Raw genomic sequence first — 22,058 nt, 5'->3', positions numbered from 1 at the left:
ACGCCCCGTCTTTGCTGGCAGAGTTGCGCACCTTGGGACGCAATTTACACCCTCAAAGGTTTTCTGGTCTTCGCGGCAAAAGCTGGTTGACAAGCTTGCATAAGGGCATAGAGCAGGGGTTGATATCCCCACAAAGTTCGGGACGATTGGCATTGAATTTTGAGGTTATTTATGGCCATGCTTTCAAAGCCACAGCCAAAGCTTTATCTTTGGACACAGTGCACATTTCGGTGCAGGATTTGCGATCTAAGCTGCCCAGTCAACGCCAAGAATAAAGTATGAAAGATTGGTGTCAGGCTTCATAAGAGCTGGGGTGGTTAGAATCGTGCGGTTTTGATGGTTTCACCCCTTGTTGAATCTTTACAAACATGATGAACAACATTTATAAAAAATTTGAAAAGGCAAGCATTGCCTTGTTTGCCATGGCTTCCACCATGGCTTGGGCGGTCAATGATTTACCCGGCGGCCCCGCAGTGCGTCAATTGAACCTGCACCCACCCGTTACCAAAATTGCAGAAGAGCAAGTTTGGTTGCACTGGTTCATGCTGATCATCTGCACGGTGATTTTTGTGGCGGTGTTTGGTGTCATGTTCTATTCTATTTGGAAGCACCGCAAATCGGTGGGACACAAAGCGGCATCTTTTCATGAGTCGCTGAAAGTTGAAATAGCTTGGACCGTGGTGCCGTTTATCATTGTCATCTTGATGGCGCTGCCTGCAACCAAAGCGGTGGTGGCCAGCAAAGACACCTCCAACGCAGACCTCACCATCAAAGCCACGGGTTATCAGTGGAAATGGGGTTACGACTACATCAAAGGCGAAGGCGAAGGCATTGGCTTTATCTCTACCTTGGACAATGCCCAACGCGAGATGTCCAACAGCGGTAAACCCGAGCCCACCGATGACTATTTGCTCAAAGTTGACAACCCCTTGGTGGTGCCTGTTAACCAAAAGGTGCGAATCATCACTACCTCAAATGACGTGATTCACTCTTTTGCAGTCAACTCCTTTGGTATCAAACAAGATGCCATCCCTGGATTTGTGCGAGACACTTGGTTCCGTGCTGAAAAAACTGGCGACTTCCATGGCCAATGCCAAGAACTGTGCGGCAAAGAACACGCCTATATGCCCATCCATGTCAAAGTGGTGAGTGCCCAAGAGTACACCGCATGGGTGGCTGAGCAAAACAAAAAGCTGGCTGCCAAACAAGACGACCCCAACAAAGTCTGGTCCATGGCTGACCTCATGCAAAAAGGCGAAAAAGTCTATGCGGCCAATTGCCAAGCTTGTCACCAACCCAATGGCAAGGGCATGGGCCCTATCAAGCCCCTCGACGGTGCGGCAGTGGTGTTGGACTCGGACAAAACCAAGCAGATCAAAGTCTTGCTCAACGGTCAAAACAACCTGACCATGCCCGCATGGAAGCAACTGTCTGACAGCGAAATTGCTGCCGTCATCAGCTTCACCAAAAATAATTGGTCGAACAAGACCGGACAAATGGTTCAGCCCGCCGAAGTGCTTGCTGCCCGTCAGTAACCCCGTTTAAATCGAAGGAATCTTCTATGAGCGCTGTACTTCACCCCCATGGCCACGGGGCCGACCATGCACACGATGACCACCACGGTGCACCTCACGGCTGGCGCCGTTGGGTCTATGCGACCAATCACAAAGACATTGGTACGCTTTACCTGTTGTTTGCCTTCACCATGCTCATCATTGGTGGCATTTTGGCGCTGGGTATTCGCGCTGAGTTGTTCAAGCCAGGCTTGCAATTGGTCAACCCCGAGTTGTTCAACCAACTCACCACCATGCATGGCCTGATCATGGTGTTTGGTGCCATCATGCCGGCCTTTGTGGGATTTGCCAACTGGATGATCCCGCTGCAAATTGGCGCTGCTGACATGGCCTTTGCTCGCATGAACAACTTCAGCTTCTGGTTGATGATTCCTGCTGCACTGATGCTGGCGGGTTCTTTCTTCATGCCTGGTGGCGCCCCCGCTGGCGGCTGGACGATTTACGCACCTTTGAGCCTGCAAATGGGTCCCTCCATGGACGCAGGGATTTTTGCGCTGCACCTTTTGGGCGCTTCGTCCATCATGGGTTCCATCAACATCATCGTAACCATTTTGAACATGCGTGCTCCTGGCATGACCTTGATGAAGATGCCCATGTTTGTGTGGACTTGGTTGATCACCGCTTATTTGTTAATTGCTGTAATGCCTGTGTTGGCTGGCGCCATCACCATGACCTTGACTGACCGTCACTTTGGCACCACTTTCTTTAACCCCGCAGCGGGTGGTGATCCCGTCATGTTCCAGCACATCTTCTGGTTCTTTGGTCACCCCGAGGTGTACATCATGATCTTGCCGGCGTTTGGCATCATCAGCCAAATCATTCCTGCTTTTTCGCGTAAAAAATTGTTTGGCTATGCCTCCATGGTTTACGCTACGTCATCGATTGCGATTTTGTCGTTCATCGTCTGGGCGCACCACATGTACACCACCGGTATGCCAGTCACTGGCCAGTTGTTCTTCATGTACGCGACCATGCTCATCTCTGTGCCTACGGGCGTGAAGGTGTTCAACTGGATCGCTACCATGTGGAAAGGCTCCATGACGTTTGAAACCCCCATGTTGTTTGCCGTGGGCTTCATCTTCGTGTTCACCATGGGTGGTTTCACCGGCCTGATCTTGGCTATGGCTCCCATCGACTTGCAACTGCAAGACGGCTATTACGTGGTGGCGCATTTCCACTATGTGTTGGTGGCAGGTTCTTTGTTCACCATGTTCGCTGGCTACTACTACTGGTCGCCCAAATGGACTGGCGTGATGTACAACGAAACCCGCGGCAAGATTCACTTTTGGTGGACCCTCATTTCATTTAACGTCACTTTCTTCCCCATGCACTTCTTGGGCTTGGCGGGTATGCCCCGTCGTTATGCTGACTACCCCATGCAGTTTGCTGACTTCAACGCATTGGCCTCTGTCGGTGGGTTTGCCTTCGGTTTTGCGCAGGTATATTTCTTCTTCTTTGTCGTGCTGCCCACCATGCGTGGCAAGGGCGAGCCAGCACCTCAGCGTCCTTGGGAAGCAGCCGAAGGTTTGGAGTGGGAAGTGCCTTCACCCGCACCTTTCCATACTTTCGAGACACCGCCCAAACTCAACAGCGACGCTACCCGCATCGTGGCTTGATGAACAGCAGCCTGTCCTCTTCAGCCATGACGCCTGAACAGAAAAAAAGTAACCTGCGCCTTGGCCTGATTTTGGCCTCGGTGGCGGTGGTTTTCTTCTTGGGTGTAGTGGCCAAAATCACCTTTCTTAACCATTAAGCCGACGCCATGGGCCTGCGCCACACCAACCTGCTGATGCTGCGCAAACTTGTCGTGGTGACTTTGGCTATGTTTGGTTTTGGCTATGCCTTGGTGCCTTTGTATTTGGCGATTTGTGAAGCCACAGGCATCAATATTTTGGCTTTAGGCGAAAAAGAATTGCCTGGTTCAGGTAATGCTCGTATGGCTTCGCCACAAAACAGCCAAATTGATACAAGTCGCACCATCACCGTGGAGTTTGATGCCAATGCACGTGGGCCTTGGCATTTCAAGCCCATGCAAAACTCGGTTCAGGTGCACCCAGGCGAAATGGCCACGGTGATGTACGAGTTTCAAAACGTCCAAGACCGTACCATGTCGGCACAGGCCATTCCCAGTTACGCGCCACACCAAGCGGCGGCCCATTTCAACAAAGTAGAGTGTTTTTGCTTTAACCAATACACCTTGGCACCTGGTGAAAAAAAGCAATGGCCCGTGGTGTTCGTGGTCGATAAAAAATTGTCCAAAGATGTGACCACCATCACTTTGTCCTACACCTTCTTTGAAGTAGGCAGCAGCACACCGCCTGCCCCCAGTGCCGCACTGGTAGTTCCTCTCACTAAGGTAGGCTCATGAGTACAGACACATCAACGCTTGAAAAGCCTTCAGTGGTCAAGCGGCCACTTTGGCGCTCTATCGTGGCTGTTTCTTGGTCATTTATTGGTATTCGAAAAAACAGTGAATTTCAGGAAGACTTGGCCCACATCACGCCCTTGCATGTTTTAGGGGTGGGTTTGGTGGGTGGTCTGTTGTTTGTGATCGGATTGATTGTTGTGGTCAATCTGGTGGTTGCGAAATAAAAGGAGTCGAGATGAGCAGCACGTCCCACGGCAGTACGCCACACTATTACGTACCCGAGCCTTCGCCGTTCCCGGCGCTGACCTCATTGGGTTTGTTCTTTGTCATCCTAGGTGCCAGTCAGTGGATCAACGATGTGAGTTGGGGTAAATACTGCTTGCTGTTGGGCATGGTGATTTGGCTTGTCATTCTCTTCAAGTGGTTCAGCGCAGCTGTTTCTGAGAGCGAGTCTGGTCTTTACGGGCGCAAGATCGATCTCTCATTTCGCTGGAGCATGAGCTGGTTTATCTTCTCCGAAGTCATGTTTTTTGGCGCATTTTTCTCCGCTTTGTGGTGGGCGCGTGTGCATTCGGTTCCCATGTTGGGCAGCCTAGATAACGCCTTGCTTTGGCCCGACTTCAAAGCTGTTTGGCCAAGTGTTGCCGCTGGCGTGACTGCCTCGCCTGCGGGCATCATTGAGCCCTTCCAAACCATGACGCCGTTTTGGCTGCCCACCATTAACACCGCTTTGTTGTTGAGTTCTGGCGTGACCCTGACCATTGCCCATCACGCTTTGATTGCCAACCAACGCGCTAAAACCATCAGCTTCATGTGGCTGACTGTTGCGCTAGGTCTGGTTTTCCTTTTTGTTCAAGGCTATGAATACTTTCATGCTTACAACGATTTGAACCTCAAACTCACCTCGGGTCTGTATGGCTCTACCTTCTTCATGCTGACCGGTTTTCATGGCTTTCACGTCTTCTTGGGCATGCTGATGTTGCTCTTCATCACCTTGCGCTTGCAAAAAGGCCATTTCACCCCTGAAAAGCATTTTGGCTTTGAAGGTGCTGCTTGGTATTGGCACTTTGTGGATGTGGTGTGGCTGGGCCTTTACATCTTGGTGTACTGGCTCTGAAGTTCTCGCCATCAGACAAGGGCCGCTTTAGCGGCCCTTTTGTTTCAAGCCTTAGGCTGGTGTCAAAGGAATGCCAGTCGGGTGAATCCACCCCATTTTCCAAGACAGCAAAATGCTGATGAACAACACCACAGAAATACCAATGCGAAAGGCCAGTGCTTTGGCCATGGGGGATGTTTTGGGGGAGTCATCGTTTTCAGGTCTGTTGCGAACCATGAAGAACAATGCTGCGGCTAGGCTGGCCAAAATGCCTAAAAAGGCCAATGCAATGAAAAAAGTCATGAAAGCGATTATCCGTTGACTTCTCAAGTCGCTTCGCCCCCTCCTCGAGCTTCTTGGTCAAACCGCTTGGCTTGGTTCTTGTTGGCTGCGCTTTGTGTGGGCTTGACCATGCGTCTGGGGTTTTGGCAACTCTGGCGGGCCGAGCAAAAAACCCACCTACAGCAAGCCATCGAGCGACAAGCCCAATTGCCACCGCTGAACTTGGCTCAGCTTCAAACCGACCCCACATCTTGGGGGCAAACCCATAGACGGGTGTCTTTGCAAGGCGAGTGGCTGAACGATAAAACTGTTTTCTTAGATAACCGCGCCCATCATGGACGGGTGGGGTTTTGGGTGATGACGCCCTTGCGTGTGCAAGCAGGGCAAGTAGTGTGGGTGCAGCGCGGATGGGTGGAGCGTGACCCCTTAGACCCGCGCAAAGTCCCGTCGCTGTCCACTCCTGCCATTGGGGTGACCATCGATGCCCGTATTGCCCCTGCTTTGTCGCAAATATTTGAATTGCGTTCTGACCAACCCGAGGCGGGGGGCAACCCATCGCCCATAAGGGCAAATTTGAACCCAGCGCAGATGCAGTCGCTGGTGCAAGACAATGTGCTGAGTTTGGTGGTGCAAACTGGCCCCGAAGGGGACGGCCTGCAGCGCGATTGGCCCCTAGTGGGTTTGAGCGCAGACAAAAACAAGGCTTACGCTTTCCAATGGTTTGCCCTCAGTGCGCTGTTGGCATTTCTTTACCTCTGGTTTCAATGGATTAAAGACTACCGATATGGTCGACAACAAAGCTGACTCTTTTGAGTCCAAGCCATTAGGTTTAACGGTGTATGACTTGCCCGAACCTGGCGCAGTCGCGAATGCCAATGCAAGGCAAACCGCTAGCGGGCGCTTGCGCATGTTGTTGGTCTTGCTGGTATGTGCTGCACCTGTCATCGCCTCATACCTGACCTTTTATGTGTTGCGACCACAAAGTTTGCGCAGTTTTGGCGAGTTGATATTGCCAGTCGTTGCCATGCCAGACCTGCAAGCCAAGGACATCAAAGGCCAAACCGTGGCGCTCAGCAGTCTTAAGAACCAGTGGTTGTTGATCAGTGTGGCAGGTGGTGCTTGTACTACCGAGTGCCAGCAAAACCTGTTTTTACAACGACAAACCCGTGCCGCCTTGGGGCGTGACCGAGACCGCACCGATTGGGTATGGCTGGTCAGCGACGATGCGCCGGTGGACGCTGCCTTGTTATCGGGCTTACAAGATGCCATTGTCTTGCGTGTGCCTCAGGCCGACATAGCCCAATGGCTGGCGCCGCTTGCGGGCAAGCAGCTACAAGATCACTTGTACTTGGTCGATCCCAATGGCGATTGGATGATGCGTTTTTCAGCGCATTTGCAAATCGATCAAGCCCCCAAGATGCGTAAAGATTGGGAGCGCCTGCTGCGCGCTTCCGTGTCTTGGGACAAAGCAGGGCGCTGAGCTTATGCAAGAAGTCGCACTTTTCAACCTTGGCCCCATTTTCAAATTGCTGCTGTTGGCGGCCGTCGTGGCCATGGGGCCATTGGCTTGGGTGTGGTTGCGCCATCGCCATCATGATGTGCCACAACGTGTTCACCAGCTCACCGCTTTAAGCCTTTTTTTGTGTTTTGATTTGGTGCTCTTTGGCTCCTTCACTCGCCTGAGTGACTCGGGTTTGGGATGCCCCGATTGGCCTGGCTGCTATGGCCATGCCTCACCCTTGGGAGCGAGTGAAGCGATAGAAACCGCCCAAACAGCCTTGCCCACAGGACCTGTGACTTTGAGCAAAGCATGGATAGAAATGATTCATCGCTATTTGGCCATGACGGTGGGCGTACTGATACTCACCTTGGCAGCGTTTTCGTGGAAGCGGGACCGTTCGGTGTGGGCTTGGTCCACACTCAGCTTGGTGTGGGTATGTGTGCAAGGTGCTTTTGGTGCTTTGACCGTCACCATGAAATTGTTTCCTGCTATTGTCAGCTTGCATTTGATGGGTGGCATGTTGTTATTGGTGATCTTGTTGATGCAATTGCTGCGTCAGCGCCATGCACATTGGGCCGAGTCCCGCATATCTCTGCCAAAGTCTGTGCGAGGATGGTTGATGGCATCTTGGGCTTTGTTGTTGCTGCAAATTGTCTTGGGTGCTTGGGTCAGCTCAAATTACGCAGTCATGGCCTGCAATACTTACCCTCTTTGCCAAGGCGCTTGGTGGCCCGAGATGAATTTTGACAAAGGCTTTGACTTATGGCGCTCCTTGGGGCTGGATGGTGATGGTCAAGCATTGCCATTCCAAGCCTTGACCGCCATTCACTTTACCCACCGATGGCACGCTATGCCTGTGGCTGCATTGCTGCTGTGGTCTTCTTTTTTGTTGTACCGGCATGGCTTGTCTACCCAAGCACGTGGTCTTTGGCTATTGGTGTTGTTGCAATTTATCACCGGCATTTCCAATGCGGTACTGGGTTGGCCCTTGCTAGCTGCCTTGTTGCATACAGCCAGCGCTGCAGGCCTGCTGTTATTGTTAAGCTGGGCATTGGGCATCTCCGAGTCCCGACCTTCAGGGCACATCGCCACGACTTTTTCGAGGCCTGATTTATGAGAGCGCTTTCTACTTTTATGCCTTTGCGTTGGCAGCAGTTCAATGCCCTGACCAAACCCCGCGTGATTCAACTCATTGTGTTTTGTGCCCTCATTGGCATGGTGTTGGCCATTCCAGGCGTGCCATCGTGGGCGGATGTTCAATTGGGTGCCATTGCGTGTTTGGGCATTTGGTTTGTCTCGGGTGCAGCCGCAGCTTTCAATTGCATTGTGGAAAAAGCCATTGACGCTCGCATGAAGCGCACCTCTTGGCGACCCACCGCCAAAGGCGAGTTAAGTGACCGCGATACCTTGCTGTTTTCAGCTGTGTTGTGTTTGTTGGGATCGGCCATTTTGTTCATCTGGGTCAACCCCTTGACTATGTGGCTGACCTTTGCCACCTTTGTGGGCTACGCCATCGTTTACACCGTTATCTTGAAGCCACTGACGCCGCAAAACATTGTTATTGGCGGTGCTTCAGGCGCCATGCCGCCGGTGTTGGGTTGGGCTGCCATGACCGGTGAGGTCAGCCCCGAGTCCTTGATTTTGTGCCTGATCATTTTTTTATGGACACCACCGCATTTTTGGGCTTTGGCGCTTTACCGCGTGGAGGATTACCGTAAATCCGGCTTGCCCATGCTGCCGGTGACGCATGGCAATGAGTTCACCCGTTTACAAATCTTGCTCTACACCTTTGTGTTGTTGGCGGCTTGTTTGATGCCCTTTGTCTACCGCATGAGCGGCTGGTTTTACCTTGTCAGCGCAACCATTCTCAGCGTGATGTTTTGCGCCTATGCGTGGGCGCTTTGGCGCAACTATTCGGATGAGTTGGCGCGTAAAACTTTTCGGTTTTCGCTCTATCACTTGAGCTTGTTGTTTGCTGCTTTGTTGATCGACCACTATTTGCCAGGAACTGTATGAGACGTATCGCAGGCTTTTTGATGTTGTTGGCCTTGATGGCGTGTTCGCCGGAAAAACCAACTTTTCAGTCTATCGACCTGACTGGCGCAGATTATGCAAAAGGCTTTAGCTTGCCCGATCAGTTGGGTCAGGCGCGAAGCTTGGCTGACTTCAAAGGCAAAGTGGTAATGGTGTTTTTTGGCTATACCCAGTGCCCTGATTTTTGCCCCACCACTTTGAGTGAAATGGTGCAAGTCAAGCACGACTTGGGTGTGCAGGGGGAAAAGTTGCAAGCCATCTTCATTACCCTTGACCCAGAGCGTGACACGCCCGAACTTCTCCAAGCCTATATGGGGAACTTTGATCCCAGTTTTGTGGCGCTGGTGCCCAGCTTGGATGCACTGCCAGCCTTGGCCAAGGACTTCAAGATTTATTACAAAAAGGTGGAGGGCGCCAAGTCTGCCAACTACACCCTAGACCATTCGGCGGGTACCTATATTTATGACGTCGAGGGTCGCTTGCGCCTGTATGCCCGCTATGGGCTGGGTGTGCCGGCGTTGACCGCCGACATTCAGCAACTGCTTAAGTAAATTCCAGCAAAGCAGCTTTCATTTTCTTCATGGCCGCCACTTCGATTTGGCGGATACGCTCCGCGCTCACGCCGTATTCGGCAGCCAATTCGTGCAGTGTCATGCCGCCCGAGTTGTCGTCGTTCACTTTGAGCCAACGCTCTTCCACGATGCGACGGCTGCGTTCGTCCAGCACATCAAGCGCTTGCATGATGCCGTCGCTCGACAACACCTCGCGCTGATGCGCTTCAATCATGGCCGTGGGTTCGTGGTGGGCATCGGCCAAGTAGGCGATGGGGCCAAAGGCGTCTTCGCCGTCGTCGGTGGACACGGGGTCCAGCAAGACGTCGCCGCCAGCCATACGCGCTTCCATTTCAATCACTTCCTCGCGCTTGACATTCAGGTCTTTGGCGATGATGTCAATTTGCTCATCGTTCAAACCATCGCGGCGTGAAGCTTCGTGGTCTTCGCCAGCTTGGGCACGAAAGCCTTGCTTCATCGAGCGCAGATTGAAAAACAGTTTGCGCTGTGCCTTGGTGGTGGCGAGTTTGACCATACGCCAGTTTTTAATGATGTATTCGTGAATTTCAGCCTTAATCCAATGCATGGCGTAGCTGACCAAGCGCACACCTTGGTCGGGGTCGAAACGCTTGACCGCCTTCATCAAACCCACATTGCCTTCTTGAATCAGGTCAGCATGGGGCAGGCCGTAACCCATATATTGGCGAGAAATAGACACCACCAAGCGCAGATGCGACAAAATCAACTTTCCGGCAGCATCCAAGTCGTTGTGTTCTTTGAGGCGGCGAGCAAAAGCTTGTTCTTGTTCCAAAGTGAGCATGGGCAGGCGGTTCGCCGCAGATATATAGGCTTCAATATTGCCGAGTGGGGGCACCAAGGCCCATGGATTGGTAGCAACCGTTGATTGGCTTGAGAGGCTTAAAGCAGTCATTTGAGGTCTCCTATAAGACGCGATAGCCCTATATTAGCACTCTCTTTAGTAGAGTGCTAAACTTTTTTCGGGTTAACCCTGAGGATCTCAGGGAGGCCTTGTTTTCCTGCAAACAACGCTTTCCCCCCCATGGCCTCTTCAATTCGTAGGCCCTCATTCCATTTGGCCATGCGCTCTGAACGTGCAAACGAGCCGACTTTCAGTTGTCCCGTGTCCCAGCCGGTGGCCAAGTGGACGATGGCGGTGTCCTCGGTTTCACCCGAGCGTGCTGAAACCACCATGCCCCAGCCCGCCGCCCGAGCCACGTCCATGGCTTGCAGGGTCTCGGTGATGGTGCCAATTTGGTTGGGTTTGAGCAACACTGCATTGCAGGCTTTGTCTTGGATGGCTTGGGCTACCAAACTGGCTTGGGTGACCAAATAATCATCGCCTACCACCTGAATTCGTTGGCCTACCGCGTTAGTGAACGCCTGCATTCCGGCGGTGTCTCCCTCGGCAAACGGGTCTTCTACCGAGAGGATGGGGTATTTGTTCACCCAGCCCAGCAAGACCTCTAGCCACGCTTCGCTGTCAAATTTTTGGTGCTCCAAGCCGAGCTTGTAGGCGCCGGCTCGGCCAAACTCGGAGGCGGCAATGTCGAGCGAAATCGCTACCTGATCGTAGTTGTAACCGGCTGCGTCGATGGCGCGGGTCAGGGTTTGCAGTGCTTCCTCATTAGAGTCAAAGGAGGGCCACCAACCGCCTTCATCAGCCACGCCAGCGAGCTTACCTGCCGCTGCCATCAGCTTGCCAGCCGCATGGTAAACATTGGCCACCATCACCAGCGCTTCATCAAAACTGTGTGCCCCCACGGGCATGACCAAAAAGTCTTGAATATCGACCCGCCGCCCCGCGTGGGCACCGCCGCCAAAGATTTGAATTTCAGGCAGCGGCAGGCGCACAGGCTTGTCGCCTGCCAAGTAACGCCATAAAGGCAGGTGTTCGCTGGCCGCTGCAGCTTGCAACACCGCCAGCGAGGTGGCGATGGTGGCATTGGCACCCAAACGGCTTTTCAAAGGCGTGCCGTCCAACGCGATCAAGGTGTGGTCGATCTTGGCTTGCTCTCGGGCATCCATGCCCAGCAAGGCTTGGGCAATCGGGCCATTGACTTGGGCCACAGCTTGGCTGACATCCAAGCCACCAAGTGTGGGGCCGCCATCGCGCAACTCCAGTGCTTCGCGGCTGCCGCGAGAAGCGCCAGCGGGTGCCACGCCTCGCCCCAAAGCACCGTTGCTCAGTTGCACATCGACTTCCACTGTGGGGCGACCGCGGGAGTCCCAAATTCGACGGGCATGAAGGTGTTGAATCGTGGTGCTCATCAAAGTGTCCAGTGTTGGCGCAGGGTCTGCAAAAGGGCTGCGGGTTGCAGTAAAAAGGGTTTGGCAAAGCATCGCACCTGCTCACGCTGTGCTTCGGTGGTGATGTATTCGACAGGTGACTTGCCATCCACCCGTGCCAACAACATGCCTGCCAGCAGGGCGCAGGTTCGTGCTTCAAGGTCGGCTCGGTCTTCCCAGCTTACCGCTGATAAATAGGTCTGTGCCAATGCATCAAAGCTTGCCAAGTAAGCCGCATGATGTTCGGGCCTCCACAAGCATTTGAGCAGCAAATGGTTGAGCACAAAGGCCAAATCGAAAGCAGGGTCGCCATACCAAGCGCATTCGGCATCCAAAAAGACGGGGCCTTGAGGACCAACCAAGATATTTTTGGGACTGACGTCGCCATGCACCAAGGCGTGTTTGTGCAACAGGGTTTGTTGCACCAAGCCGTGCAAAGCGTCGGCGCAATCAGGATGGCGCAAGGCGGTGGCGTTGAAGTAGGGGTCGAGGCGAATGGCGATGAAATCCGCGTCATGGTCAAAGCCCTGTGCCAGTGCAGCATTGTGGGCACTGGCTTTATGCCAAGTCGCCAGACACCGCGCTACCTGCTGAGCCGTGTTGATGCTGACCACACCACCTTGCAACTGGTTTTTCCAAACGGGATGGTCTTGAGGCTCCAAATAAGCCATGGCAAATACGCAGTCGGTTTCGTCCTCACCCAACAGCGCAGGAACCGCGTTTGGCAGGTGTTGGGCAGCAAAGCGCAGCCATGCCACTTCGTCGCGGTTGCGCTTGACCGGCGCTTCCCACAGTGCTGCCACTTTCAGCTGAGGCAAAGCACGTTTGAGGCAAAAGCTTTGCCTAGGGCTGTCCACCCGCACGATGAGGGACGAGACGCCGCCGGTCAAGGGAGTGAACGTGAGCTCTTCATGGGGCAGTAGCAGCCCCATGCGTTGCAAGGGCGCAATCAATTCGGGAAAGGAATTGGCCAATCTGCTAAGCCTTACCAAGAGACGGCTAATTTTTGGAGCAAGGGGCGCAACACAAACAGCGGCCCCACCCACAGGTATTGCACATCTTCGAAGAAGGACGGTTTTTTACCCTCTAATTTGTGGCCGATGAACTGCAACACCCAGGCACACACAAAAATAATCAGGCTGAGCATGATGAGCGCAATAGCGATGAAGTGGATGCGCTCATTCACGGTGTCCATAAGGTTCTCCTGCAAATTCAGCTGATCAGTGCTTGGGCAAATTCCTCGGCGTTGAAAGCCTGAAGGTCTTCCAGCTTTTCGCCAATGCCGATGAAATACACCTTGAGCTTCTTAGCGCTAGGTGTTGGGCGTTGCTGCGCCCATAAAGCGATGGCGGCCAGCACACCACCTTTGGCAGTGCCATCCAGTTTGGTAACGATCAAGCCTGTGAGGCCTAGCGCTTCGTCAAACGCCTTGACCTGCGCCAAGGCGTTTTGCCCTGTGTTGCCGTCAATCACCAACAACACCTCATGGGGTGAAGAAACATCGGCTTTTTGGATGACACGTTGAATTTTTTTCAGCTCGTCCATCAGGTGCAACTGGGTGGGCAAGCGTCCTGCCGTGTCAATCAACACCACATCACGGCCTCGGGCTTTGCCTGCTGTTACTGCGTCAAAGCTGACTGCAGCGGGGTCGCCTTGGTCTTGACTGATGATGTCAACCTGATTGCGGTCAGCCCATACCAATAACTGCTCTTTGGCGGCGGCGCGAAAGGTGTCAGCCGCGGCCAGCAAAACACTCAAACCTGCATCGCTTAAGTGGCGGGTGAGTTTGCCAATAGTGGTGGTTTTGCCTGCCCCATTGACACCTGCCACCATGATGACGGTAGGTTTGTGTGCGTCCAGCGACAACTCGCCTTGCAGGGGAAGCAGCACCTCGGTCAGCACCTCGGTTAGCAGCGCTTTGACTTGTTGGGGTTGGGTGCTGCCGCTGGCTTTGACGCGTAACTTCAAAGCGTGCAACACGGCTTGGGTGGCGGGCATGCCGGCATCAGCCATCAGCAATGCGGATTCAAGCTCTTCGTAAAGTGCGTCATCGATGACTTTGCCAACAAACACCCCTGCGATGCTGCTGCCAGTGCGCTGCAAACTGCTGCGCAAACGACCCAGCCATGTTTGGGCGGCAACTTGCGAGGCCGAAGGCTCTTGCTTGGGCAAGGCGGTCGGCGCTGGGGTCTTTCGTTTGAACAGACTGAACATGTGGGCCAGGGTTTCTAGAATGACGGGTTGCTCGCCATGGGGCGGGCTTGAGTTAAAGCCATTCTATGAAACCCTTATTCCGAGCTCTTGCACTCAACGCCAAACGGTGTCTCATGGGGCTGACGCTGTTGTTGGCCCTGCGTCCTGCCTTGGCGCAAACACCCCCCGAGGCTCAAGAATTCACCTTGCCAAATGGCATGACGCTGATCGTCAAGGTGGACAAACGAGCGCCTACGGCGGTACACATGCTGTGGGTCAGGGTGGGTTCCATGGACGAGGTCGATGGCGTGTCGGGCGTCGCCCATGTGTTGGAACATATGCTCTTCAAAGGCACTGCCAAGGTCAAGCAAGGCGAGTTTTCCCGCCGAGTGGCCGCTTTGGGTGGGCGTGAAAACGCTTTTACCAATAAGGATTACACCGGCTATTACCAGCAAATTCCGGCCAATCGTTTGCCAGAAGTCATGGCGCTGGAAGCTGATCGTTTCGCCAACAACCAGTGGCCAGACGTGGAGTTCACCAAAGAGATTGAGGTGGTGAAAGAAGAGCGGCGTATGCGCACCGAAGACTCGCCGCGCATGTTGATGTACGAGCAACTCTACGCCACTCAGTTTGTGGCCTCGCCCTACCGCCGCCCCATCATTGGGTGGATGAACGACTTGGACGCCATGACGCCGCAAGACGCACGTGACTTCTACCGCCGCTGGTATGTTCCCGCCAACGCCGCCATTGTGGTGGTGGGAGACGTGAATGTGGCCGAGGTCAAGCGATTGGCCGAAACCACCTACGGGCAAATTCCCGCAGGCGTGGTGCCCCAGCGCAAGCCTCGTGAAGAGCCAACCCAAATCGGCACTCGCCGTGTGCTGGTGAAGGCACCTGCTGACCAAGCCTATCTCGCCTTGTCATGGAAAGTGCCCAACTTCTCTGGCTTTGACGCTACGGACGACAACCGCGACGCACTGGCGCTCACCTTGTTGGCAGCGGTTTTGGATGGCTACAGTGGTGCTCGCCTAGACCGCGCCTTGGCGCAAGGCGAAGGGCGCTTGGCTGACAGTGCAGGCGCTTCCAACACCATGAGCGGGCGTGGCCCGCAGGTCTTCATGCTGGACGCGGTGCCTGCCAAAGGCAAAACGCCCGAGCAACTGGAAGCCGCTTTGCGTGCCCAAATTTCTAAAATTGCCAAAGAAGGCGTGAGCGAAGCAGAGATGCGCCGTGTCAAAGCGCAGTGGATGGCGTCCAATGTTTACCAACGTGATTCGATATTTAACCAAGCCCGTGAGCTGGGTAGCAGCTGGATTGAAGGCATGCCTTTGGACAGTGCGGACCGCTTGATGGACAGCTTGAGCAAAATCACCCCCGCCCATGTGCAAGCCGTGGCGGCCAAGTATTTTGGTGACGATACATTGACGGTGGCCACCTTGTTGCCGCAAGCAGGGGCGAGGGCTTTTCCGCGCAAACCTGTCGCTGGTTCGCGCCATGGGGAGGCCACACGATGAAACGTTTTGCATGGTTGTTTGTATGTCTTGTGCCTATGGCTTCATGGGCTGGTATCCCTATTCAACACTGGACCATGGCCACGGGTGCCAAGGTATATCTGGTGGAAGCACCTGGTATTCCCATGGTGGATGTGGAAATCGAATTTGACGCTGGTTCGCGCCGCGACCCCAGTGGGCAATCGGGATTGGCCACAGCCACAGGTCGCATGATGGCCAAAGGTATCAAGGCGGCAAATGGCCAGCCTGCCATGGATGAAAACCAATTGGGCGAAGCATGGGCCGATTTGGGTGCCATGGTCAACGCCAACGCTGGCAACGACCGCATGAGCTTTTCCTTGCGTAGCCTGACCCGCCCCGAGTTGCTTGACGCGGCCGTGGCTTTGGCGGCAAGGCAGTTGGCCGCCCCCAGTTTCCCCTCCGAAGTATGGCTAAGCGAGCGTGAGCGTTGGGTTGCCACGATCCGTGAATCCAATACCAAGCCTGCCACGCAAGCCGGCAAGGCCTTTAACCAAGCCGTGTTTGGTAAGCACCCTTATGGCGCTGAGATTGACGAGGCCAGCCTGCGACGCATTGACACCACCGCCATGGCGCAGTTTGTGTCGCGCCATCTATTGCTTTGCCAAGCCAAGATCAGCGTGGTGGGTGCAGTTAACCGAGCGCAAACAGAGCGTTTGTTGAACCAGTTGCTCAGCGGTTTACCTCGAACCGCTTCATGCCCCCAACTGCCAAAAGTGCCTGAGGTGTCGCCTTTGAAAGAGGCCATCACGCTGCGAATTCCTTTTGAGTCTGCCCAAGCCCATGTGTTTATCGGCCAGCCTGGCATCCCGCGTCAGCATCCCGATTTCTTTGCCCTGACCTTAGGAAATTACATCTTGGGCGGCGGCGGTTTTGTATCACGCCTGACCGAACAGGTGCGTGAAAAACGGGGCTTGAGCTACAGCGTTTACAGCTATTTCTCGCCCGGTCAGCATGCGGGAGCATTCTCGGTGGGTTTGCAAACCCGCCCTGACCAAGCGGCCCAAGCGGTACAAGTGGCCACAGATGTGTTGAGTGACTTTGTGCGCAACGGCCCCAGCGAGCAAGAGGTACAAGCTGCCAAGGACTTCATGATTGGTGGCTTTGCGCTGCGCTTGGACAGCAACCGCAAACTGCTGGACAACCTCAGCAATATCGCTTGGTTTGATTTGCCGCTGGACTATTTGGACACTTGGTCTGCTGAAATTAACAAAATCACAGCCACCCAGATTCAGCAAGCTTTTGCCCGTAATTTGCAGCCCGAGCGCATGGTGACTGTCATTTTGGGTGCCAAGCCTTGAAACCAGGCGAGGTACGCATCATTGGCGGCGAGTGGAAGCGCAGTAAGCTGCCTTTGCCGCGCGGGGTGGAGCTGCGCCCCACACCCGACCGCGTACGCGAAACCTTGTTCAACTGGCTGGGGCAAGACCTGAGCGGTTGGCATTGCGTAGATGCATTTGCGGGAACCGGTGCGCTGGGGTTTGAAGCCGCTTCTCGAGGGGCAGCCCATGTGTTGCTGTGCGATACGAATGCTGTGTGCATCGAAGCCATGGCGAAAAGCCAAGCCAAGCTGGGTGCCCACCAACTGCGCTTGGTACGCGGCGATGGCTTATCGACCCTGAGACAACAAGCACCTCAAAGCATGGATTTGGTGTTTTTAGACCCACCCTACGACTTTCCCCAGTACCCGATGGCATTGGCGGCGGCGGCGGCTTGTATCAAACCTTCGGGGCTGATTTACCTTGAAGCAGCCAAGGTATGGGGCAATGACGATGTCAGCGCTTGGGGCTTGTGCGTAGCCAAACATTTGAAGGCTGGCGCTGTGCACGCCCACTTGTTAAAGCCAGCGGCATAATGCCCCGAACCGTTCGCGCCTAGGAGCATTCATGTCGGCCCAAGTCATCGCCCTTTACCCTGGAACCTTTGACCCCATCACTTTGGGACATGAGGACATTGTTCGGCGTGCCGCTCGCATGTTTGACCAAGTGGTGTTGGCGGTGGCCAGCGCCCACCATAAAAAAACCATGTTCACTTTGGAAGAACGCTTGAGCATGACCCGTGAAGCTTTGCGCGACTGTGCCAATGTGCAAGTCAAAACCTTTGATGGGTTGGTGATTGATTTTGCTGCCAGCTTGGGCGCGACCACCATGGTGCGCGGGATTCGCTCCATGACCGATTTCGATTACGAATTTCAGTTGGCAGGCATGAACCGCCGGCTCGCACCCAAGATCGATACAGTGTTTTTAAATACGCTCGATGTCTATCAGTGCATCTCTAGCACCTTGGTACGTGAGGTCAATAACTTGGGCGGCGACGTCACCCAGTTTGTCTCGCCCAGCGTGTTGCGGTTTATGCTGACCAAAAAAGCAGCTTGAAGCACATATGGCCTTGATGATCACGGACGAGTGCATCAACTGTGATGTGTGCGAACCCGAATGCCCCAACAACGCCATCTTCATGGGTGTGCAGATTTACCAAATTGAACCCGCCAAATGCACCGAATGCGTAGGCCACTACGATGAGCCGCAGTGCGTTCAGGTGTGCCCTGTTGCGTGTATTCCGCTAGACCCACAGCATGTCGAGAACCGCGACACACTGTGGACCAAATACCGCCGCTTGGTGGGTCTACCCACACCAAGCGCTTGACCGCTTCAGCGCTATTGACTAGCCGCTGCTTTGCGGTTTTTTTTCGTCTTGGTTTTTTTCTTTTTGGCCTTGGCTTTGGCTTTGTCGACCCCCTCATCGCTGGCTTGCGCTTTGAAGGCGCGAGGTTTGCCTTTGTCAGCCACCTTGTCAGACTGAGAGTCTTCGCAAGGTTTCATTTGCCCTTCGTGCTCGCAAAGCAGGGCAGGTTTTTCTTTGGCTTTGGCGTGAAGGGCGGGGGATGTCGTCAGTGACAGGCTAAACAGTGTCAGACCCAGAAGCTGGGTCACCAAGGGCAGGATGTTTTTCATGGGAATCGCCTTCCTTTAGAGGAGAGGCCGCCGCCGGACGTGGCGGTTTAGGCCTAGGCGGTTTGCTGGTATGCACCATTTGCATGGCTTTTTCCATCTCTCCGCTTACCAAGCAGGCTAAGGCTTGCAGGCTACGGTCAATGGAAGTGTCAATCAATATTCGCTGCTCAGGTGCAGGTTTCTTCAAAACCCAGTGAACCACTTCCGACTTGACACCAGGGTGACCTATACCTATGCGCAAGCGCCAATAGGCATCAGTGCCCATTTGGGCATGGATATCACGCAAGCCGTTGTGTCCGGCGTGGCCGCCACCGAATTTGAGTTTGGCTTCGCCAGGCACCAGGTCTAGCTCGTCGTGCGCGACCAGCATGTTCTCAGGGGCAATTTTGTAAAACTTCGCCAACGAAGCTACCGATTTGCCTGACAAGTTCATGAAGGTGGCGGGTTTGAGCAGCCAAAGCGTCTGCCCTTGAAACGTGGTGCGTGCTGCCCAAGCATGGAAGTTTTTCTCTGGTTGCAACTGAACTTTTAATTGCGCGGCCAGTTGGTCTACCCACCAAAAACCGGCGTTATGGCGAGTGTGCTCATATTCAGCGCCTGGGTTGCCCAAGCCAACTAACAATTTGATCATGCAGGAATTATCTACCCGTCCTCCCGAGACCCTATCCGTCATGGCGAGCGCAGCGAAGCCATCTCCCGCTGACCCGCCACTGTGGGCTCGGTCGCCTCTGACTGCCACTGCGTGCCAATGTTCGAGTCGGCCCGACCCAGACTGTCGGACAGCGAGCAGCCCTAAACCACGTCACGCACCTACACAGGGATTGCTTCGGCCTTTGGCCTCGCAATGACGAAAAAAAGCCCGCATGAAGCGGGCCTTGAACCATTGGGCTGCATTTGCAGCGCTAAAGATTACTTCTTGCCCTTGCCCTTGGCAGGTGCGGCAGCAGCAGGTGCGACTTCTGGCGCAGCTTCTTCGACAACCGTGACCACGCTGACCACCACAGGGTTGTTTTTGCCATGAACCACAGCTTTGACGCCCTTGGGTAAGCTGATGTCGTTGACATGCAAAGAGTGACCTTTTTTCAAGTCGCTCAAGTCCACAGCGATGAACTCGGGCAAATCAGCTGGCAAGCAGGTGATTTCCAACTCGTTGATGACGGGGTTGACCAAACAAGCATCGACTTTGACAGCGGGCGAGTTTTCCTGACCGCTGAAATGCAAAGGCACTTTCATGTGCAACACGGTATCGACTTCTACGCGTTGAAAGTCGATGTGCAACACAAGTTGTTTGAAGGGATGGTACTGAACGTCACGCAGCAAGACTTTGGAAGTTTTGCCAGCCAGCTCCATCTCCAAAATGGTAGCGTGGAAAGCCTCTTTTTTCAGTGCGTGCCACAGTGCGTTGTGGTCGAGTTCGATGGACTGGGGCTGATGCGCCTTGCCACCATAGACGATACCGGGCGTGCGACCGGTGATGCGCAGACGGCGGCTCGCACCCGTACCTTGCTTAGCGCGCTCAAAAGCGACAAATTTCATTTTCTTCTCCTGATGAAGTCCACCGCGACCAGTGTGACTTCGGTTTCAATAAAGGGCTGCGAACAGCCCCGCTGTGTTGTTTCCTGAATGGGCTTGAGCTTAAAAAAGCTGATCCTGATCAGAGAACAAACTCATGACCGACTCTCCCTTGGCGATGCGCTGAATCGTCTCTGCGATCAACGGCGCCACCGAGAGTTGGCGAATCTTGGAACATGCCAACGCTTGCGCATTGAGCGGAATGGTGTTGGTGACGACAACTTCGTCAAGGGCTGCACCTTCGGTGATGCGTTGGATGGCGGGGCCAGAAAAAATCGGGTGGGTGCAATAGGCGTAAACCTTTTTGGCGCCCCGTTGCTTGAGCACCTCGGCAGCTTTGACCAAGGTACCAGCAGTGTCAATCATGTCGTCCATGACCACGCAGTTGCGATCTTCAATGTCGCCAATAACGTGCATCACCTCGGACACATTGGCTCTGGGGCGGCGCTTGTCAATGATGGCCAAATCGCAACCGAGTTGCTTGGCCAAAGCGCGAGCCCTCACCACGCCGCCGACATCAGGGGAGACCACAATCAGGTCGTCGTAGTTTTGTAAACGCAAATCGCCCAGTAATACGGGTGAGGCGTAGATGTTATCCACGGGAATATCGAAAAATCCTTGGATTTGATCGGCATGCAAGTCCATGGTCAGCACCCGCGCTACGCCCACCGTTTGCAGCAAATCAGCCACAACCTTGGCGGAAATGGGTACCCGTGAAGAGCGGGGACGACGGTCTTGGCGGGCATAGCCGAAATAAGGGATGACGGCGCTGATGCGTTCGGCCGAGGCTCGCTTTAAAGCGTCGACCATGATCATCAATTCCATCAGGTTTTCATTGGTGGGGTAGCAGGTTGACTGCACCACAAACACGTCGCGGGCACGGACATTTTGGTTGATTTCAACAGTGACTTCGCCGTCCGAGAAACGACCGACCTCAGCCGCGCCCAGTTTGATGCCCAGGTGCTCTGCGATTTCGGCGGCCAAAACAGGGTTGGCATTGCCGGTAAAGACCATGAAATCGGAGGGAGCGTTTGACATGGCTGGCTTGAGTGGTGGACAAAAAAGAAGGACAAGCAGCCAGCAAATCTGCAGAAATGCCGCTGAACGTCACTTCCGGCGAAGTGCAAAAAGGTGGCAGGGGAAGAAGGATTCGAACCTTCGCATGCTGGAATCAAAATCCAGTGCCTTAACCAACTTGGCGACTCCCCTACACGGGAAACTTGTTTTTCAACACGTTTCCAGCTAATCGTCGCAGGAGACCCATCGGTGCAAAGGATGAACCTCCAAATTGCTGCAAATCCGCCAAGTCCATCCTTTGGGGGGGTGGGGTAACACCGTCAAAGGCTCGATTTTGGCAAACACCGCGCTACCTGAACCTGTCATCCGTGGCTGCAAACTTTGGTTTTCCAGCCAACGCAGGGCTTGAGAAACCTCGGGACACAGCCTTTGGGCAACAGCTTGCAAGTCATTGCGCCCAAAGGCGTAAGGCTGTGCAGCAAAGTCCAATATTGTAGCAGGCTGAAAATCTCGAACCAGCAAGGGGTCTTGAAAAATCGTGGCGGTGGACAGGCCTTGTTGCGGTTTGAGCACCACAAACCGCGCAGTAGGCAAATCGATTGGCTGCAATTGCTCGCCAATGCCTTGCACCCAAGCGTTTCGACCACCTAAAAAAAACGGCACATCCGCACCCAATGCAGCGCCAATGGGCAGCAGTCGCGACAGTGGCCAATTCAGCCCCCATAGTCGGTTCAATGCCAGCAAAGTGGAGGCTGCGTCAGATGACCCTCCACCCAAACCCGCTTCGCAGGGTAGGTTTTTTTGTACCCGAATCAGTGCACCTTGGGACGTGCCACTGGCTTTTTGCAACGATTGGGCAGCCTTCAAGCAAAGGTCAAGAGCAGGTAAAGGGGGGCCAAGGTCTTGGCGCAAAACTTGGCCATCTTCTTGCAGGTCAAAGTGCAGTACATCCCACCAATCGATCAGCATGAAAGCCGATTGCAGCAAGTGATAGCCATCGGCGCGGCGGCCAGTGACGTGCAAAAACAAATTCAATTTGCCAGGCGCGGGGACATGGTGCAAGGACTTCATGACATCAAC

Annotated in this window: 27 protein-coding genes, 1 tRNA gene and 1 pseudogene; 17 read left to right on the top strand and 12 right to left on the bottom strand. The window is 54.2% G+C overall.

The genetic code is table 11. From position 1 onward, the window contains the following. The 7 genes and pseudogenes from AC9UEO_RS01055 to AC9UEO_RS01025 form a co-directional block, all read left to right on the top strand. Positions 1 to 275: pseudogene (locus AC9UEO_RS01055) on the top strand (biotin synthase); the annotation flags it as partial. 147 nt (positions 276 to 422) lie between these two features. Beyond that, positions 423 to 1,535: a cytochrome c oxidase subunit II gene (gene coxB / locus AC9UEO_RS01050; protein WP_509529089.1), complete on the top strand. Its 1,113-nt coding sequence runs from the start codon at positions 423 to 425 to the stop codon at positions 1,533 to 1,535. Between the two features lie 26 nt (positions 1,536 to 1,561). Further along, on the top strand, positions 1,562 to 3,190 hold the full coding sequence (gene ctaD, locus AC9UEO_RS01045) for a cytochrome c oxidase subunit I (RefSeq protein WP_509528738.1): 1,629 nt from the start codon (positions 1,562 to 1,564) through the stop codon (positions 3,188 to 3,190). A gap of 26 nt (positions 3,191 to 3,216) precedes the next feature. Further along, the gene (locus tag AC9UEO_RS01040; RefSeq protein ID WP_509529086.1) at positions 3,217 to 3,327 is read left to right on the top strand and encodes a cytochrome oxidase small assembly protein; all 111 of its coding nucleotides are present in this window, start codon (positions 3,217 to 3,219) and stop codon (positions 3,325 to 3,327) included. 9 nt (positions 3,328 to 3,336) lie between these two features. Then, positions 3,337 to 3,942 carry a cytochrome c oxidase assembly protein gene (locus AC9UEO_RS01035; RefSeq protein ID WP_509528735.1) on the top strand — a complete coding sequence of 202 codons (606 nt, stop codon included), beginning with the start codon at positions 3,337 to 3,339 and terminating at the stop codon, positions 3,940 to 3,942. Further along, positions 3,939 to 4,166 (top strand): DUF2970 domain-containing protein, encoded by a 228-nt coding sequence (locus AC9UEO_RS01030; protein WP_509528733.1) that lies wholly within the window; start codon positions 3,939 to 3,941, stop codon positions 4,164 to 4,166. The genes AC9UEO_RS01035 and AC9UEO_RS01030 overlap by 4 nt, the downstream gene beginning before the upstream one ends. 11 nt (positions 4,167 to 4,177) lie before the next feature. Continuing rightward, positions 4,178 to 5,059, top strand: a complete 882-nt coding sequence (locus AC9UEO_RS01025; RefSeq protein ID WP_509528731.1) for a cytochrome c oxidase subunit 3 — start codon at positions 4,178 to 4,180, stop codon at positions 5,057 to 5,059. 51 nt (positions 5,060 to 5,110) lie between these two features. Here the strand turns inward: AC9UEO_RS01025 and AC9UEO_RS01020 are convergent, their stop codons facing one another. Beyond that, on the bottom strand, positions 5,111 to 5,341 hold the full coding sequence (locus AC9UEO_RS01020; protein ID WP_509528728.1) for a twin transmembrane helix small protein: 231 nt from the start codon (positions 5,339 to 5,341) through the stop codon (positions 5,111 to 5,113). Positions 5,342 to 5,407: 66 nt separating this feature from the next. On the opposite strand from AC9UEO_RS01020, the gene AC9UEO_RS01015 reads away from it, so the two are divergent. From AC9UEO_RS01015 to AC9UEO_RS00995, 5 genes are read left to right on the top strand one after another with little or no spacing between them, the layout of a single operon-like run. After that, on the top strand, positions 5,408 to 6,124 hold the full coding sequence (locus tag AC9UEO_RS01015; RefSeq protein ID WP_509528725.1) for an SURF1 family protein: 717 nt from the start codon (positions 5,408 to 5,410) through the stop codon (positions 6,122 to 6,124). Continuing rightward, positions 6,105 to 6,800, top strand: a complete 696-nt coding sequence (locus AC9UEO_RS01010; RefSeq protein ID WP_509528722.1) for a redox-active disulfide-containing membrane protein — start codon at positions 6,105 to 6,107, stop codon at positions 6,798 to 6,800. Before AC9UEO_RS01015 ends, AC9UEO_RS01010 begins: the two co-directional genes overlap by 20 nt. Before the next feature lie 4 nt (positions 6,801 to 6,804). Then, positions 6,805 to 7,938: a COX15/CtaA family protein gene (locus tag AC9UEO_RS01005; protein WP_509528720.1), complete on the top strand. Its 1,134-nt coding sequence runs from the start codon at positions 6,805 to 6,807 to the stop codon at positions 7,936 to 7,938. Continuing rightward, positions 7,935 to 8,837 carry a heme o synthase gene (cyoE, locus tag AC9UEO_RS01000; protein ID WP_509528717.1) on the top strand — a complete coding sequence of 301 codons (903 nt, stop codon included), beginning with the start codon at positions 7,935 to 7,937 and terminating at the stop codon, positions 8,835 to 8,837. Before AC9UEO_RS01005 ends, cyoE begins: the two co-directional genes overlap by 4 nt. After that, positions 8,834 to 9,406, top strand: a complete 573-nt coding sequence (locus tag AC9UEO_RS00995; RefSeq protein ID WP_509528715.1) for an SCO family protein — start codon at positions 8,834 to 8,836, stop codon at positions 9,404 to 9,406. The genes cyoE and AC9UEO_RS00995 overlap by 4 nt, the downstream gene beginning before the upstream one ends. On the opposite strand, the gene rpoH is transcribed toward AC9UEO_RS00995, so the two are convergent. From rpoH to ftsY, 5 genes are read right to left on the bottom strand one after another with little or no spacing between them, the layout of a single operon-like run. After that, positions 9,399 to 10,337 carry an RNA polymerase sigma factor RpoH gene (gene rpoH / locus AC9UEO_RS00990; protein WP_509528713.1) on the bottom strand — a complete coding sequence of 313 codons (939 nt, stop codon included), beginning with the start codon at positions 10,335 to 10,337 and terminating at the stop codon, positions 9,399 to 9,401. The genes AC9UEO_RS00995 and rpoH overlap by 8 nt on opposite strands. Positions 10,338 to 10,393: 56 nt before the next feature. After that, positions 10,394 to 11,695, bottom strand: a complete 1,302-nt coding sequence (eno, locus tag AC9UEO_RS00985) for a phosphopyruvate hydratase (RefSeq protein ID WP_509528710.1) — start codon at positions 11,693 to 11,695, stop codon at positions 10,394 to 10,396. Then, positions 11,695 to 12,687 (bottom strand): aminoglycoside phosphotransferase family protein, encoded by a 993-nt coding sequence (locus tag AC9UEO_RS00980; protein WP_509528708.1) that lies wholly within the window; start codon positions 12,685 to 12,687, stop codon positions 11,695 to 11,697. Before AC9UEO_RS00980 ends, eno begins: the two co-directional genes overlap by 1 nt. 11 nt (positions 12,688 to 12,698) lie before the next feature. Next, positions 12,699 to 12,908, bottom strand: a complete 210-nt coding sequence (locus tag AC9UEO_RS00975; RefSeq protein WP_509528706.1) for an Mpo1-like protein — start codon at positions 12,906 to 12,908, stop codon at positions 12,699 to 12,701. 17 nt (positions 12,909 to 12,925) lie between these two features. After that, positions 12,926 to 13,927, bottom strand: a complete 1,002-nt coding sequence (ftsY, locus tag AC9UEO_RS00970) for a signal recognition particle-docking protein FtsY (protein WP_509528704.1) — start codon at positions 13,925 to 13,927, stop codon at positions 12,926 to 12,928. 113 nt (positions 13,928 to 14,040) lie between these two features. On the opposite strand from ftsY, the gene AC9UEO_RS00965 reads away from it, so the two are divergent. The 5 genes from AC9UEO_RS00965 to AC9UEO_RS00945 are packed head-to-tail and all read left to right on the top strand — an operon-like array spanning position 14,041 to position 18,081. After that, positions 14,041 to 15,420, top strand: coding sequence for a M16 family metallopeptidase (locus AC9UEO_RS00965; protein WP_509529084.1), 1,380 nt, complete (start codon positions 14,041 to 14,043; stop codon positions 15,418 to 15,420). Next, positions 15,417 to 16,736 (top strand): M16 family metallopeptidase, encoded by a 1,320-nt coding sequence (locus AC9UEO_RS00960; RefSeq protein ID WP_509528702.1) that lies wholly within the window; start codon positions 15,417 to 15,419, stop codon positions 16,734 to 16,736. The genes AC9UEO_RS00965 and AC9UEO_RS00960 overlap by 4 nt, the downstream gene beginning before the upstream one ends. After that, positions 16,733 to 17,290 (top strand): 16S rRNA (guanine(966)-N(2))-methyltransferase RsmD, encoded by a 558-nt coding sequence (rsmD, locus tag AC9UEO_RS00955; RefSeq protein WP_509528699.1) that lies wholly within the window; start codon positions 16,733 to 16,735, stop codon positions 17,288 to 17,290. Before AC9UEO_RS00960 ends, rsmD begins: the two co-directional genes overlap by 4 nt. A gap of 31 nt (positions 17,291 to 17,321) precedes the next feature. Then, on the top strand, positions 17,322 to 17,810 hold the full coding sequence (gene coaD / locus AC9UEO_RS00950) for a pantetheine-phosphate adenylyltransferase (protein WP_509528697.1): 489 nt from the start codon (positions 17,322 to 17,324) through the stop codon (positions 17,808 to 17,810). A gap of 7 nt (positions 17,811 to 17,817) precedes the next feature. After that, entirely contained in the window at positions 17,818 to 18,081 is a 264-nt protein-coding gene (locus AC9UEO_RS00945) for a YfhL family 4Fe-4S dicluster ferredoxin (RefSeq protein WP_509528694.1), read from the top strand. 11 nt (positions 18,082 to 18,092) lie between these two features. Here the strand turns inward: AC9UEO_RS00945 and AC9UEO_RS00940 are convergent, their stop codons facing one another. From AC9UEO_RS00940 to ispE, 6 genes are all read right to left on the bottom strand, one after another. Continuing rightward, on the bottom strand, positions 18,093 to 18,389 hold the full coding sequence (locus AC9UEO_RS00940; RefSeq protein ID WP_509528691.1) for a hypothetical protein: 297 nt from the start codon (positions 18,387 to 18,389) through the stop codon (positions 18,093 to 18,095). Continuing rightward, on the bottom strand, positions 18,337 to 19,020 hold the full coding sequence (pth, locus tag AC9UEO_RS00935) for an aminoacyl-tRNA hydrolase (protein WP_509528688.1): 684 nt from the start codon (positions 19,018 to 19,020) through the stop codon (positions 18,337 to 18,339). Before pth ends, AC9UEO_RS00940 begins: the two co-directional genes overlap by 53 nt. 278 nt (positions 19,021 to 19,298) lie before the next feature. Next, positions 19,299 to 19,925 (bottom strand): 50S ribosomal protein L25/general stress protein Ctc, encoded by a 627-nt coding sequence (locus AC9UEO_RS00930; RefSeq protein WP_509528686.1) that lies wholly within the window; start codon positions 19,923 to 19,925, stop codon positions 19,299 to 19,301. Positions 19,926 to 20,024: 99 nt separating this feature from the next. Further along, the gene (locus AC9UEO_RS00925) at positions 20,025 to 20,999 is read right to left on the bottom strand and encodes a ribose-phosphate pyrophosphokinase (RefSeq protein ID WP_509528684.1); all 975 of its coding nucleotides are present in this window, start codon (positions 20,997 to 20,999) and stop codon (positions 20,025 to 20,027) included. Positions 21,000 to 21,093: 94 nt separating this feature from the next. Next, a tRNA-Gln gene (locus tag AC9UEO_RS00920) sits at positions 21,094 to 21,170 on the bottom strand. Between the two features lie 33 nt (positions 21,171 to 21,203). Next, complete coding sequence (gene ispE / locus AC9UEO_RS00915) at positions 21,204 to 22,049, bottom strand: 4-(cytidine 5'-diphospho)-2-C-methyl-D-erythritol kinase (RefSeq protein ID WP_509528682.1); 846 nt, start codon at positions 22,047 to 22,049, stop codon at positions 21,204 to 21,206. Positions 22,050 to 22,058: the final 9 nt, after the last annotated feature.

It is taken from the genome of Limnohabitans sp., assembly GCF_040401495.1.
GTDB lineage: Bacteria > Pseudomonadota > Gammaproteobacteria > Burkholderiales > Burkholderiaceae_C > Limnohabitans.
This window is presented reverse-complemented; position numbering and strand designations above follow the sequence as displayed.